Source organism: Actinoalloteichus fjordicus (assembly GCF_001941625.1).
Taxonomy (GTDB): Bacteria; Actinomycetota; Actinomycetes; order Mycobacteriales; family Pseudonocardiaceae; genus Actinoalloteichus_A; species Actinoalloteichus_A fjordicus.
On sequence record NZ_CP016076.1, the window covers coordinates 5,130,001 to 5,143,082 of the forward strand.

Below are 13,082 nucleotides of genomic sequence, written 5' to 3' on the forward strand. Positions count from 1 at the left end.
GGGAGTCCGGGTCGGTCAGGTCGAGGCCGTCATGGTCGCGGTGCAGGCCCAATGTCGAGGTCAGCCGGGCGGGTCCCCGAGCCAGCTCGGCATCGCTGCGGGCGGCGGGCCGCCGCGCGCGAGCGGTCGCGGTCCCGCTGATCACCTCGGCGCCACGAAGCAGAACGGCCCCGGCCACCCCGTCGGTCAGGCAGACGACGTTGGCACAGAAGTGCATGCCGTAGACGAAGTAGACGTAGAGATGACCGGCAGGCCCGAACATGACATCGTTCCGGGGCGTCCGGCCTCGGTAACAGTGCGAGGCCGGGTCGTCGGCGCCCCGATAGGCCTCGACCTCCACCAGCCGAACGACGACCGGCTCGGCGTCGCCGACGGCAGAGGGCAGCCGCGACTCGACCACGCAGCCCAACAGGCGTCTGGCGGCCACCACCGGATCGATCGCCAGTTCATCCCTGGTCACCAGGGCGCCGGGCGTGCCCGGCGTGCCGGAGCTCAGCGTCACTTGATCACCGGGACCGCCGCCCAGGCGCGGTGATCAGCCACGACGGCGGTGAGTCGGGAGAACTGCTCGGCTACTCGCTGCGGCGCCGTTCCGCCGTGTGCGTCCCGCGAGGCGATCGAGCCCGCCACGTTGAGCACCTCACGAACCTCGGGGGTCAGGGCGGGCGAGATCTCGACGAGTTCCTCGTCGGTGAGATCGGCCAGGCCGACCCCGCGCGCTTCGGCTGCCCGCACGCAGGCACCGGCCGCCTCGTGCGCGACGCGGAAGGGCACACCCGCCCGCACCAGCCACTCGGCGACGTCGGTGGCGAGGGTGAAACCCGCCGGAGCCAGGTCCGCCATCCGTGCCACGTCGAAGCGCAGCGTGCCCAGCATCCCGGCGACCGAGGGCAGCAGCAGCTCCAGCTGAGCGACGGAGTCGAACAGTGGCTCCTTGTCCTCCTGGAGATCGCGGTTGTACGCCAGCGGCTGCGCCTTGAGCGTCGCCAGCAGTCCGGTCAGGTTGCCGATCAACCGACCGGACTTGCCCCTGGTCAGCTCCGCGACGTCGGGGTTCTTCTTCTGCGGCATGATCGAGCTGCCGGTCGACCAGGCATCGTCCAGGACCGCATAGCCGAACTCCGCCGTCGTCCAGACGATGACCTCCTCGGCGATGCGGGAGAGGTTCACGCCGAGCATCGCGAGCACGAAGGCGGCCTCGGCTGCGAAGTCCCGCGAGGCGGTGCCGTCGATCGAGTTCTCCACCGGGGCGTCGAAGCCGAGCTCCTCGGCCACCGCCGCCGGATCAAGCCCGAGCGAGGAGCCTGCGAGCGCGCCGGAGCCGTAGGGCGACACCGAGGTGCGCAGATCCCAGTCGCGCAGCCGGGCGACGTCGCGGACCAGCGCCTGTCCGTGCGCCAGCAGGTGGTGGGCCAGCAGCACGGGCTGAGCGTGCTGGAGGTGGGTTCGTCCCGGCATCACCGCGTCCGGGTGGGCGCCTGCCTGGTCGAGCAGCGCCGCCACGACGTCGAGGGTGCCCAGCGCCACCCGGCGCGCGCCGTCGCGAAGCCACATGCGGAACAGCGTCGCCACCTGGTCGTTTCGCGACCGACCGGCCCGGAGCCTGCCGCCGAGTTCTGGACCGACCCGCTCCAGCAGGCCGCGTTCCAAAGCGGTGTGCACGTCCTCGTCAGCGCGGGTCGGCGTGAAGTCGCCATTGGCGACGTCGACGGCCAGCCGATCCAGACCCTCGTGCATGCGCGTCAACTCGTCCGCGCTGAGCAGGCCTGCCCGGTGCAGCACTCGTGCGTGCGCGCGGGAGCCTGCCAGGTCGTAGGGCGCGAGCACCCAGTCGAAGTGGGTGGAATCGCTCAGTGCCGCCATGGCCTCTGCCGGGCCGGAGCTGAACCTGCCGCCCCAGAGACGACCCGTCGAGCCGCTGGAGTCACTCACAGTGCAGACCTCGTCTTCTCACGCCGTGCGGTCGCGGTGGACCACGCTGAACACGCTGTTGTCGAACTATCACAGCCGACCGACCGTCGCGGTCGAGCGGGTCGCGCCGACCGACGACCGACGGGCCGGAGCGGCCCGACCGCACGGGCTGCCCGCGTTCCCCTCGGCTGCGGAGCGATGACCGTCCGCTCGGCTTCGATCATGCGGCCGAACAGGGCGGCGGCCGAACAGCCGTCGCTGCCTGCCATGGTGGTCGGGCAGCCACGGTTCCTCGGTCACCATGATCAATTGAACACGATGGTCGATTGACCGTCGAACACGGTAGTCGGTCGGTCCGGCACCGTAGCCGGTCGCGGGCGGCGATCGGCAGGCACCACCGGTCGCGGCGGGCCGGTGCCTGTTGGTCGAATCTCGCCCCGACCTGCCGAACTCCGTTCCAGCAGGCACGCCTGGGATCGGCGTGCCTGCCTCCGCCGGAACACCTGCCCCCGGAACACCTGCCGTCTTAGCACCCTGCCGTCGGGCACTTCGCCGCCGAGACACTTGCCCGAGGCGGCGACGCGCCCGGGCCACAACTCCGATCGCCGGGTTCGAAAGGCGGGCAGGCCGCCACGCGACCAGCCGCCGCCCGCCCTGCTCTCGGTCTTCTGCACCCGAGAGCCGCAGCACGATCGGGCAGCAGCGGCGATTGGTGCGGCGGAGCGCCACCAGCGAATCGCCCGGACCGCTGGGCGAGAAGTCCCGCGCCCGCGACGTCGAGCACCTGGCGACGCAGGCAAGCGTCCGAGGCCGAGTGGTGGCCGTCGACACCACGATCGGCCCTGCCGCCGCCCGCCGGGCCCGTTGATCAGGTCAGCTTCGGTTCCTACCCCGGTCGTCGTGTCTTCTGAGCTCCTCCGCCAGCCCGCGCTCCACCTGGGAGGCGACGGCGACCCCGTTGTCCGCACGATTCGCCAACTCGGCGAACCGCCCCGCGAGTTCGGCACCGCTCAGCGGCTCCCGCGCGACCACCAGCAGGGTGTCGTCGCCCGCGATGGTGCCGACCACATCGTGTAGGGCGGCGCGGTCCAGCGCGCTGGCCAGGAACTGCGCGGCGCCGGGCGGAGTACGGAGCACCGCCAGGTTCTGGGAGGAGTCGACAGAGACGAGCAGTTCGTTCAACAGTCTGCCCAGCCGAGAGGTGCCGCCCTCCAGGCTCCGCAGCGGGCTGCCGTCCTCCGGAATCACGTAGACGGCCGCGCCCCCGTCGGCACCACGCAGCTTGACTGCGCCCAGTTCGTCGAGATCGCGTGACAGCGTCGCCTGCGTGACCTCGATGCCCTCGATCGCGAGCAGTCGAGCCAGCTCCGCCTGGCTGCGCACCGCGCGCTGCGTGACGAGCGCGACGATCCGTGCCTGTCGGGCGACGCGGGTCGGGGCCGTGCTTCCCCGAGACTCGGTCATCGCCGTCTCTCCTCCGCCAACAACCAGCACAACAGCGCCTTCTGCGCGTGCAGGCGATTCTCCGCCTCATCCCACACCACGCTCGCCGGGCCGTCGATCACCTCATCGGTGATCTCCCAGCCCCGATGCGCGGGAAGGCAGTGCAGGACGATCGCGTCGGAGTCGGCCCTGGCCAGCAGCGCGCCGTCGATCTGGTAGGGCCGAAACGGTCCGACGCGGTCCTTTCCGTCGTTCTCCTGGCCCATCGAGCTCCACGTGTCGGTGACCAGGACGTTCGCGCCCTCGGCCGCAGACCCCGGATCGTCGGAAAGGGTGACGGAGCCGCCGGTCTGCTCAGCGCGCCGTCGGGCGTCGGCGACGACCGAGGCGTTCGAGTCGAACCCCTTCGGCGCGGCGATCCGCACATGCATGCCCGCCGTGACCCCGCCGAGCATCAGCGAGTGGGCCATGTTGTTCGCGCCGTCGCCCAGGAAGGTCATGGTGAGCCCGGCGAGCGTGCCGTGCCGTTCCCGGATGGTCTGCAGATCCGCCAACACCTGGCAGGGATGGAAGTCGTCGGTGAGCGCGTTGATCACCGGGACGGCGGAGATCGAGGCCATGGCCTCGATCCTCGCCTGCGCGAAGGTCCGCCAGACGACCGCGGCGACGTAACGGGAGAGCACCCGGGAGGTGTCCTCGATCGTCTCCTCCCGACCCAGCTGCATGTTCCGGCCGTCCACCGTGATGGGGTGTCCGCCGAGCTGGGCGATGCCTGCTTCGAAGGACAGCCTGGTGCGCGTGGAGTTCTTCTCGAAGATCACGGCGACGGACTGCGGCCCGGCCAGTGCCCGGTGTCCGAGTGGGTCCTTCTTGAGTTCGTCGGCGAGATCGAGGACCTCCGTCTGCTCGGCAGGGCTCAGGTCGTCGTCCCGCAGGAAATGCCGCAGCATCAGTCACCACTCTCGTTCTCGGCCGCCGGATCGCTCGCATCGAGCACTGCGGGAAGGTCACGGACGAAGCCCTCTGCCTCGTCGATGGTCAGGATCAGGGGCGGGGCGAGCCGCAGGACGTCGGGTTGTGTCGGGTTGACCAGGTAACCCGCCGCACGGGCCTCGTCGGCGACGCGCGCCGCCACCGGCCGGTTCAGCAGAACGCCGATCAGCAGGCCGCTGCCTCGGACTCCGGCGAGCAGCGGATGGCCGAGATTCTCGATCCCGGCGGTGAGCGCCTTGCCGACCCGGTTCACGTTGTCCAGCAGTCCGTCCTCGTCGACGGTACGGAGCACGGCGAGGGCGGCGGCACAGCAGACCGGGTTGCCGCCGAACGTGGTGCCGTGCTGTCCCGGCGCGAGGAGGCGCGCGGCCGGGCCGACCGCGATGCACGCGCCGATGGGCAGGCCGCCGCCGAGCTGTTTGGCGATGGTCAGGACGTCGGGGACGATGCCCTCGCTCTGGAAGGCGAACCAGGAGCCGGTGCGGCCGATCCCGGTCTGCACCTCGTCGATCACCAGCAGCGCGCCGTGCTCGGCGGTGATCTCACGGACGGCCCGCAGGTAGCCCTCCGGCGGCAGCACCACCCCGGCCTCGCCCTGCACGGGTTCGAGCACCACGGCGGCGGTCTGGTCGTCCACGGCCGCGCGCATGGCCTCGACGTCGCCGAAGGGCAGGTGGGTGACGCCTGCGGGCAGCGGTTCGAACGGGGTCCGCTTGGCGGGCTGGCCGGTGAGTGCGAGGGCTCCCATCGTGCGGCCGTGGAACGAGTTCTCCGTAGCGATGATCTTCGTTCGACCGGTGCGGCGGGTGATCTTGAAGGCCGCCTCGACGGCCTCGGTGCCCGAGTTGCACAACAGCACCCGGCCCTGATCACCGAATCCGGTCAGCCTGAGCAGTGTCTCGGCCAGTTCGACGGCCGGGCCGGTGGCGAAGAAGTTGGAGGTGTGGCCGAGCGTGCCGATCTGGCGGGTGACCGCCTCGACGATCGCCGGATGGGCATGCCCCAGGATGTTGACCGCGATCCCGCCGAAGAGATCGAGGTACCGCGTCCCGTCGGCGTCCCAGACGTGGCTGCCCTCGCCCCGTTCCAGGGTGACGGCGGGGGTGCCGTAGTTGTTCATCAGGGCGGCGTCCCAGCGCCGTGCCCCTGTCTTATTGCCGGACTGTCGACTGGTCACCGGTCACCCTCCTCTGGGAGCACCATCGTTCCGACGCCCTGGCTGGTGAAGACCTCCAGCAGGACGGAATGAGCAAGCCTTCCGTCGATGACGTGGGCCCGGGGCACGCCGCCGCGCACCGCCCGCAGGCACGCCTCCATCTTCGGCCGCATCCCGCTGTCCAGATCCGGGAGCAGCCGGGCGAGCTCGGCCGCGTTCAGCCGGTCGATCAACGAGGAGCGGTCGGGCCAGTTCGCGTACAGGCCCTCGACGTCGGTGAGCACCACCAGCTTCGCTGCCTCCAGGGCGACCGCGAGAGCGGCGGCGGCGGTGTCGGCGTTGACGTTGTGGACCACGCCGTCGATATCGGGCGCGATCGTGGAAACGACCGGGATGCGCCCCGCGCGCACGATGTCGAGCACCGCGTCGGGGTTGACCGACACCACGTCGCCGACCAGGCCGATGTCGACGGACACGCCGTCCACCACGGCACCACGACGCCGGGCGGTGAAGAGCTGCGCGTCCTCGCCGGAGATGCCTACCGCGTACGGACCATGGGCGTTCATCAGCCCGACGAGCTCCCGGCCCACCTGGCCGAACAACACCATGCGGACGACGTCCATCGTCTCCGGCGTGGTGACGCGCAGTCCGCCCCGGAACTCGCCCGCGATGCCGAGCCGCTCGAGCATCGTGCTGATCTGCGGGCCGCCGCCGTGCACGACGACCGGATGCAGGCCTGCCAGCCGCAGGAACACCATGTCCTGTGCGAAGGTCCGTTTCAGGTCTTCGTCGATCATGGCGTTTCCGCCGTACTTCACCACGATCGTCGCGCCGTTGAAACGCTGCAGCCACGGCAACGCCTCGACCAGGACGGCGGCTTTGGCACCCGCGTCGGCGAGCCGGTCCTTGGCGTCTCCTGAATCGCCTGGCGTGCTCATGACGAGTACGCGCTGTTCTCTTCGACGTAGGCATGGGACAGGTCGGTGGTGAGCACCGTGGTGCTCTCCTCGCCCAGCTTGAGATCGATGCGGACCTCGATCTCCGGCCCGGACAGGTCGGCGGTGTCCCGTTCGGCGGCCTTCGCCCCGTTCTTGCAGAGCAGGATGCCGTTGATGCTGATGTCGAGGAGATCCGGATCGACGTCGGCACCCGACCGGCCGACCGCCATGGCGATCCGGCCCCAGTTCGGGTCCGAGCCGAACAGGGCGGTGCCGACCAGGTGGTCTTCGGCGACGGTGCGGGCGACCCTCGTCGCGTCGCCCTCACTGTCCGCCCCGCTCACCTCGATGCGCACCCGCTTCGTCGCACCCTCCGCGTCGATCTGCAGCTGCTGCACCAGGTCGGCACACACCTCGGTGAGTGCGCTGGTGAAGACGCCCGCAGCAGGGCTGATCCGGGAGGCGCCGGAGGAGCAGAGCAGGACGGTGTCGTTGGTGGAGGTCGAGCCGTCGACGTCGAGACGGTGGAAGGTGCGTTCCACGGCAGCACGCAGGGCGAAGTCGAGCAGCTTGGCGTCGACCACCGCGTCGGTGGTGATGAGGGAGAGCATCGTCGCCATGTTCGGTGCGCACATTCCCGCGCCCTTGGCCAGCCCGCCGATGCTCCACCCGGCCGGGTGTCGGTAGGCGACCTGCTTGGGAACCGTGTCGGTGGTCATCACGGCGGTGGCGGCGTCGAGCCCGGACCGGGCCGCACTGGAGAGCGCTTCGACTGCGGTGCGGACCCCGCCGTGCACCGCGTCCATCGGCAGCCGCTCGCCGATGAGCCCGGTGGAGCACACCGCGACGTCGATCGCGCCGATCTCGAGCAGCTCGGCGACGCCCTCCGCCGTGGCGTGGGTGTCCTGGAAGCCCGCCGGCCCCGTGCAGGCATTGGCGCAGCCGGAGTTCAACACCACGGCGCGGAGCCGGTGATGGGTCAGGACCTGCTGCGACCAGCGGACCGGTGCGGCGACGACCTTGTTGGTGGTGAACACGCCTGCCGCCACGTCGGCGGGGCCGTCGTTGACCAGCAGGGCGAGGTCCTTGGCGCCGCCTGCCTTGATGCCGGCGGCGACGCCTGCGGCACGAAAGCCCGCCGAGGCGGTGACGCCGAGTTCGCGGTCGAGGGGCAGGTCGCCGAGTTCAGCGGAGAATGTGGTGCTCACGGTGCGACTCCCACGGTGCTCAGGCCGGTGGTCTCCGGCAGGCCGAGTGCGAGATTCATACTCTGGACGGCGCCGCCCGCCGTTCCCTTGGTGAGGTTGTCGAGCGCGGCGACGACGATGAGGCGGCCCGCTTCCTGGTCCACTGCGAGCTGAAGGTGAACGGCGTTGGAGCCGATCGTCGCGGCGGTGGTCGGCCAGGTGCCCGCAGGCAGCAGACGGACGAAGGGCTCATCGGCGTAGGCCTTCCGGTAGACCTCGCGGGCCGCCTGCTCGTCGAGCCCGGCGACGATCGGGGCGGAGCAGGTGGCGAGGATGCCCCGCGACATCGGGGCGAGCACGGGGGTGAAGGACACCCGCACCGGCCTGCCCGCCGCCGCCGTGAGGTTCGAGGTCAGCTCCGGGGTGTGCCGGTGGACGCCGCCGACCCCGTACGCCGACGCGGAGCCGAGCACCTCGGAGGCGATCAGGTGCGGCTTGAGTGCGCGGCCCGCACCGGAGGTGCCGGTGACGCCGACCACGACCAGGTCCGGCTCGACCACGCCCTCGGCGAAGGCCGGGGTGGTCGCGAGCAGCGTGGTGGTGGGGAAGCAGCCGGGCACGGCGATCCGGCGGGCGCCTGCCAACGATTCGCGAGCGCCGGGCAGCTCCGGCAGGCCGTAGGGCCACCGTCCCGCGTGCGGCCCGCCGTACCAGCGCTCCCAGTCGGCGGAATCGGCGAGCCGGAAATCCGCCCCGCAGTCGATGACGACCGTCGCCGGGTCGAGCTGATCGGCGAGGGCGGCCGAGTGGCCGTGGGGCAGCGCGAGGAACACGACGTCGTGGCCCGCGAGCGCCGCCGGGGTGGTGTCGACGAGCACGCGCTCGGCGAGGGGACCGAGGTGCGGCTGGTGTCTGCCCAACGTCGTACCCGCACTGCCGCCCGCGCTGAGCGCGCCGATCTCGACCTCGGGGTGGGCGAGGAGCAGCCGCAGCAGCTCCCCACCCGCATACCCACTGGCTCCGGCGACCGCCACTCGAACCGTCATGCGAATGATTATGCACAGCCATGCAAAGTCAATCAACCGACTTTCGGGTGACACGAGTGGGCGACACGGTCGCCCCTCGAGGCGCGTGCCCGTGGTCACACCTGCGGATTCGCCGCCGAGCCGCCGTCGGACTCGCGCCGCCGGAGTCGCACCGCCACCGCGTCGCAGCGCCGTGGCCCCCGCCCGATCCCCCGTGATTCACCACGCGCCCGGCCGTCTCCCGCGAGGCGTCACCCCCTCGGGAGGTGCGCGGCGCTCCGGCACGACTCGGCGGAGACGGCGGGCAGGCTCGCGGGCAGGCCGAAGGTCCGGAACAGCCGCAGATCGAAGAAGGTGACCACATGGACGATCCCGACGCGCGCCAGAGTCAGCGTCTGCAGGGCGAACGGCCGGTGATCGCCGCGGGCCGCATCGAGCAGGTAGAGCGCGACGCAGGGCGACCCGTTCGCCCTCGTCTGGATGAGGCGAAGGTCACCGGGACCGCCGGGACACCTCGTGACCAGATGGCGGCCGACGTCTCGCCTGCCTCGATACCAGGCGGCGAACGGGGGCATCTCCCAGACGGCGTCGGCGGCGAGCAGGTGCACGACGGCCGGGACGTCCTTGGCCTCGAAGGCCGCGACGTACTGCGCGAGCGTCGCGCGCTCCTCGGCTGCCGACGGCTCGACCAGCTCCTTCTCCGCGATCGAGAGCCGAGCCAGCCGCTCGCGGGCCCGCTGCAGTGCGCTGTTCACCGCGACCGTCGTGACGTCGAGCAGCTCCGCCACCTCCGAGGCCTGCCAGCACAGCACATCCCGGAGGATCAGCACCGCGCGCTGCCGAGGAGCCAGGTGTTGGAGCGCGGCGATGAAGGCGAGGCGGACGTCCGCCCGATCAGTGACGATCTCGGCGGGGTCGGCGAACAGCGCATCCGGCATCGGTTCCAGCCACGGCACCTCGGGTCGGGAGTCCAGCGGGCCGCGCGGATCGGCGTTCGCGCCGCCGAGCCCGACGGGCAGCGGCCGCCTGCCACGCTGTTCCAACGCGGTCAGACAGGCCCTCGTCGCGATCCGATACAGCCAGGTCCGCAGGCTCGACCGCCCGTCGAATCCCGCCCGCCCACGCCAGGCACGCAGCACCGTCTCCTGGACGAGGTCCTCGGCATCGTGCACCGAGCCCAGCAGCCGGTAGCAGTGCGCACGCAGTTCACGACGGAACGACTCGACCTCCCGCAGGAAGCAGCCCTCTGTATCGCTGTTCTCCTCGAGCTGCCGGAGCCGGCTGGTCATCGAAAGTCGTCCTCTGTCTCGGTCGGGTCCCGCGCTGCCGGGGCTCGGCGGCCTGCTGCCGAGGCCCTGTATAGCCGCGCCCACCGACTGATCACCAGCTCGGCGCGTTCCGACGGCGAGCACAACAGACCGAGACGAGACGACGGCGTCGCGATCGGGAGGAGAACACGGGGGCCTGCGCCGCCCTCCTGTCGTCGTCCGTCGGTGAGCATCGGGACCGGGCGTGGGCGAGCTCCGGCGCACTACACGGATGATCGCGGCCACAGACCTACTCGCCCGCCGTCACGTCGGCAGGCGGGGCTGGACCTCGATGCAGGGTCCTGCCATGCGACGACGTCCGTCCGACCGCCGCCGAATTCCGGGCAGACCGCCGTACTCGCCGTCGTCTCGCACATCACCGACCTGCGATCTGTGCTCACGACGCGTTCCGCGCGGTGCTCGACACGATGGACTCCGACGAGACGATGTCGATCGCGACGACCGACGCTCGGCTTCGCGCCGAGACGCGGGGCGCCGGCTTCCACGCAGCCAGGTGCGACTCGCCGAAGACCGCTCGATCCCCGTGGCGATGCGGGATCGGATGATCGCCGAGGCCGACGCGCTCACCCCCGACGACCGATTCGACGTGCACACCCGCCATGCCGGTCACCCGATGTTCCTCCCCCGGGCACCCGAACCGGCCGCCGTCCTGGACTCGCTCGCCTGAGGCGGCGACGGTCGGGCCGCGTCGCGAGCCGCCCGATCGAGCCCGCCCGCCGAGTCCGGGCAGGCAGCGTCGATGACGGGCAGCGTCGATGACGGGCAGCAGCATCGAGCAGGTGCCCCGGCGACGACAGGTGCGCCGCGCTCGGACCCCAGCGCGGCAGGCGACGCGCCGTCACGGACCGCGGCGGTCTGCGAGCAGCGGGACGAGTCCTCGAATCAGGCGGCCCGACCGGGATGCGACCGCCGACGGGGGCGCCGAGTGAGCCTGCCGCGCAGACTCACCACCGTGGTGGACAGCCGAGAGGCACCCGTCCCGGTCGTGGGACGCAGGCGGGAATGCTGCACCGCACTCACCAGCCATCGCCCGTCCTGCCGAATCAACACCCAGGTGCCCCGAGACGACGTCCGTGGACCGGGCTCGGCCTGCCAGGGATAGACGACCGAGGAAAGCGCATGGGCCACCGCGACATGCGCACTCAGGAATCGAATGGATTCCACTTCGAAGACGAGCCTGCTGCCTCGGAACACCCCGGAGAACAGCCGGGAATGCCACCGCTGATTCGATAGTCTGCCTCGGCGAAGCACGCCGTCGGCACCCACGAATTCGCTGTCCGGGGCGAAGACCGCGACGAAGCCTGCCGCGTCCCCTCGTGTCCAGGCGTCGGTGGCCTCGGCCAGCAGGGCTTTGATCTCATCGTCGTCGGCTGCGGGACCGTCGGTGGCCGACGGCGGAATCCTTCGGGTCAGCGTCTCGGTCATGTTCCCAGTTCAGCAGCTCCGCTCGCGACACGCCTCCGGAATTTCCCCGAGATGCCCCGCGATCACCCGGAGTCGCGCCGAAGGGCGGCCTGCACCCGGGAATCGCCCTCGCGAACCGGGTCGACGCCGCCGAGGTTCCCGCGCAACACGGCCATACGGGCGGTGACGAAGCCGATCGCGCGCCCACCACGTTCTGCCCGAGGACGTGCCTGCCGTTCTCGCCCGGCGAAAGGCCGATTCGGCAGGAATTCCACGATGTGGTCGTTCCGATGCGGTTCTGGGCAGCCACCTGTTCGACAGTAGTTTCACCCGCATCCAGCACTCCACGCTATTCGGCGAAGGAACGACATGAGTGGTGCAGACGACGCAGCCCAGGCGCCTGCCGACCGGCCTGTTCCCCGACGGATCACGATCAACGAAGACCGGGCTGCCACCGGCCTCGGCCTCCTCCTGCTGGCGCTGACGCTTCTCGGCGTCATCCCGGTCGGGCTGGTGCCGCGATGAGCGAACGGCAGCTCCCCCCAGGCGAGATCGACGAAACCCCGGACTCGGGACCGACCGCAGGCTCCGACGCCGATGCCGCCCGGAGCGCGGCAGCGGAGCGAACGCCGGACGCACCGCAGTCGGACGGGTCGACCGCAACAGAGCCACCGGCCGCATCGCGCGCCGGGACGATCGGCTGAACGGCGGCCGGGCTGCTCACCGTGCTGCTGCTCGCAACCCTCGTCCGCGTGCTCGAACAGGGTGTGCCCGAGGCGATGGCGGGCACCTGGGCCGAGGAGTTCCTCTCCGCCGTCGAATACCCGGTCTACGCGATCCTGCTCGGCCTGCTCGGCAATCTGGTGCTCACCAGACTGCGCATCCGCGACCGCCTCAGCGGTGCGTTCCGCACCGAGTTCTTCATCAAGACCGGCCCGGTCCTGCTGGGCGCCTCCACCAACCTCGCGGTGGTGGTCAGTGCGGCAGGCCCCGCCATCGCACAAGCCGTCCTGCTGATCACGATCGTCTTCGGGTTCACCTGGTGGCTCGGCGGACGACTCGGACTGGCCGACAAGCTGCGTGCGCTGCTGGCCTCCGCCGTGTCGATCTGCGGGGTGAGCGCCGCGATCGCCGCAGCGGGGGCGGTGCAGGCCAAACGCGAGCAGCTCGCCTACACGGCCAGCCTGGTGATCCTCTTCGCCCTGCCGTCGATCTTCATCCTGCCCGCACTCGCCGAGGCCTTCGGGCTGAGCACCGAGGTGGCGGGCGCCTGGATCGGCGGGAACATCGACACGACCGCGGCCGTGACGGCGGCAGGCGCGATCGTCGGCGAGGAGGCCCTGCAGATCGCGAGCATCGTCAAGGTGACGCAGAACGCGCTGATGGGCGTCGTCGCGGTGGCGTTGACCGCGTACTTCACGCTGAAGGTCGAGCGGAATCCGGACGCACCACGACCGGGCGTCTCCGCGTTGTGGCAGCGATTCCCGAAGTTCGTGCTCGGCGTCATCCTCGCCTCGGTCATCGCCACCTGGTACCAGTCGGCGGCGGACCCGGCGACGGCGGCTGACGTCATCGGGATCGTCAACGACCTGCGTGGTTCCTGATCCTGGCCTTCATCAGCATCGGACTGGAGTTCCGGGTCGCCGCGCTGCGTGAGGCGGGCTGGCGGCCGATCGGAGTCTTCGCCGCCGCGACCG

General features: G+C 70.9%; 15 protein-coding genes (1 of these 15 running past the window's edge). 5 read left to right on the forward strand and 10 right to left on the reverse strand.

The window, feature by feature from the left end:
• Together UA74_RS21655 and argH are read right to left on the reverse strand one after the other, a co-directional pair.
• Positions 1-502 carry the 5' portion of a DNA-3-methyladenine glycosylase gene (locus tag UA74_RS21655; RefSeq protein ID WP_232237362.1) on the reverse strand. Its footprint begins 179 nt before the window's first position, so 502 of the gene's 681 nt are visible here — the first part of the coding sequence; its start codon is at positions 500-502; the stop codon falls past the left edge of the window.
• Complete coding sequence (argH, locus tag UA74_RS21660) at positions 499-1,932, reverse strand: argininosuccinate lyase (protein ID WP_075741889.1); 1,434 nt, start codon at positions 1,930-1,932, stop codon at positions 499-501. Before argH ends, UA74_RS21655 begins: the two co-directional genes overlap by 4 nt.
• 25 nt (positions 1,933-1,957) lie before the next feature.
• On the opposite strand from argH, the gene UA74_RS21665 reads away from it, so the two are divergent.
• Entirely contained in the window at positions 1,958-2,113 is a 156-nt protein-coding gene (locus UA74_RS21665) for a hypothetical protein (protein ID WP_157434365.1), read from the forward strand.
• Positions 2,114-2,620: 507 nt separating this feature from the next.
• Positions 2,621-2,779, forward strand: coding sequence for a hypothetical protein (locus UA74_RS32295; RefSeq protein ID WP_157442306.1), 159 nt, complete (start codon positions 2,621-2,623; stop codon positions 2,777-2,779).
• A gap of 5 nt (positions 2,780-2,784) precedes the next feature.
• Here UA74_RS32295 and UA74_RS21670 read toward each other — a convergent pair whose 3' ends face one another.
• From UA74_RS21670 to UA74_RS21700, 7 genes are all read right to left on the reverse strand, one after another.
• Positions 2,785-3,375: an arginine repressor gene (locus UA74_RS21670; RefSeq protein ID WP_083683466.1), complete on the reverse strand. Its 591-nt coding sequence runs from the start codon at positions 3,373-3,375 to the stop codon at positions 2,785-2,787.
• A complete protein-coding gene (argF, locus tag UA74_RS21675; RefSeq protein WP_075741891.1) occupies positions 3,372-4,304 on the reverse strand; it encodes an ornithine carbamoyltransferase in 933 nt (310 codons plus the stop codon). Before argF ends, UA74_RS21670 begins: the two co-directional genes overlap by 4 nt.
• Positions 4,304-5,524, reverse strand: a complete 1,221-nt coding sequence (locus tag UA74_RS21680) for an acetylornithine transaminase (RefSeq protein ID WP_075741892.1) — start codon at positions 5,522-5,524, stop codon at positions 4,304-4,306. The genes argF and UA74_RS21680 overlap by 1 nt, the downstream gene beginning before the upstream one ends.
• Positions 5,521-6,441 carry an acetylglutamate kinase gene (argB, locus tag UA74_RS21685; protein ID WP_075741893.1) on the reverse strand — a complete coding sequence of 307 codons (921 nt, stop codon included), beginning with the start codon at positions 6,439-6,441 and terminating at the stop codon, positions 5,521-5,523. The genes UA74_RS21680 and argB overlap by 4 nt, the downstream gene beginning before the upstream one ends.
• Entirely contained in the window at positions 6,438-7,649 is a 1,212-nt protein-coding gene (gene argJ / locus UA74_RS21690) for a bifunctional glutamate N-acetyltransferase/amino-acid acetyltransferase ArgJ (protein WP_083683467.1), read from the reverse strand. The genes argB and argJ overlap by 4 nt, the downstream gene beginning before the upstream one ends.
• Complete coding sequence (gene argC, locus UA74_RS21695) at positions 7,646-8,674, reverse strand: N-acetyl-gamma-glutamyl-phosphate reductase (RefSeq protein ID WP_075741894.1); 1,029 nt, start codon at positions 8,672-8,674, stop codon at positions 7,646-7,648. Before argC ends, argJ begins: the two co-directional genes overlap by 4 nt.
• A 230-nt stretch (positions 8,675-8,904) precedes the next feature.
• Positions 8,905-9,942, reverse strand: a complete 1,038-nt coding sequence (locus UA74_RS21700) for a sigma-70 family RNA polymerase sigma factor (RefSeq protein ID WP_075741895.1) — start codon at positions 9,940-9,942, stop codon at positions 8,905-8,907.
• A gap of 532 nt (positions 9,943-10,474) precedes the next feature.
• On the opposite strand from UA74_RS21700, the gene UA74_RS32300 reads away from it, so the two are divergent.
• The gene (locus UA74_RS32300) at positions 10,475-10,648 is read left to right on the forward strand and encodes a hypothetical protein (RefSeq protein WP_157434367.1); all 174 of its coding nucleotides are present in this window, start codon (positions 10,475-10,477) and stop codon (positions 10,646-10,648) included.
• A 215-nt stretch (positions 10,649-10,863) separates the two neighbouring features.
• Here UA74_RS32300 and UA74_RS21710 read toward each other — a convergent pair whose 3' ends face one another.
• Positions 10,864-11,406: an SgcJ/EcaC family oxidoreductase gene (locus UA74_RS21710; protein ID WP_075741897.1), complete on the reverse strand. Its 543-nt coding sequence runs from the start codon at positions 11,404-11,406 to the stop codon at positions 10,864-10,866.
• A 348-nt stretch (positions 11,407-11,754) separates the two neighbouring features.
• On the opposite strand from UA74_RS21710, the gene UA74_RS32305 reads away from it, so the two are divergent.
• Positions 11,755-11,910, forward strand: a complete 156-nt coding sequence (locus UA74_RS32305) for a hypothetical protein (RefSeq protein ID WP_157442307.1) — start codon at positions 11,755-11,757, stop codon at positions 11,908-11,910.
• A gap of 200 nt (positions 11,911-12,110) precedes the next feature.
• Positions 12,111-12,989, forward strand: coding sequence for a YeiH family protein (locus tag UA74_RS21720; protein ID WP_232237363.1), 879 nt, complete (start codon positions 12,111-12,113; stop codon positions 12,987-12,989).
• Positions 12,990-13,082: the final 93 nt, after the last annotated feature.

What these genes read in the sequence shown, in the direction of transcription:
- UA74_RS21670 (WP_083683466.1), bottom strand. Translation starts at nt 3,375, where the DNA reads ATGACCGAGTCTCGGGGAAGCACGGCCCCGACCCGCGTCGCCCGACAG.
- UA74_RS21700 (WP_075741895.1), bottom strand. Translation starts at nt 9,942, where the DNA reads ATGACCAGCCGGCTCCGGCAGCTCGAGGAGAACAGCGATACAGAGGGC.
- UA74_RS21710 (WP_075741897.1), bottom strand. Translation starts at nt 11,406, where the DNA reads ATGACCGAGACGCTGACCCGAAGGATTCCGCCGTCGGCCACCGACGGT.
- UA74_RS32305 (WP_157442307.1), top strand. Translation starts at nt 11,755, where the DNA reads ATGAGTGGTGCAGACGACGCAGCCCAGGCGCCTGCCGACCGGCCTGTT.
- argB (WP_075741893.1), bottom strand. Translation starts at nt 6,441, where the DNA reads ATGAGCACGCCAGGCGATTCAGGAGACGCCAAGGACCGGCTCGCCGAC.
- argC (WP_075741894.1), bottom strand. Translation starts at nt 8,674, where the DNA reads ATGACGGTTCGAGTGGCGGTCGCCGGAGCCAGTGGGTATGCGGGTGGG.
- argF (WP_075741891.1), bottom strand. Translation starts at nt 4,304, where the DNA reads ATGCTGCGGCATTTCCTGCGGGACGACGACCTGAGCCCTGCCGAGCAG.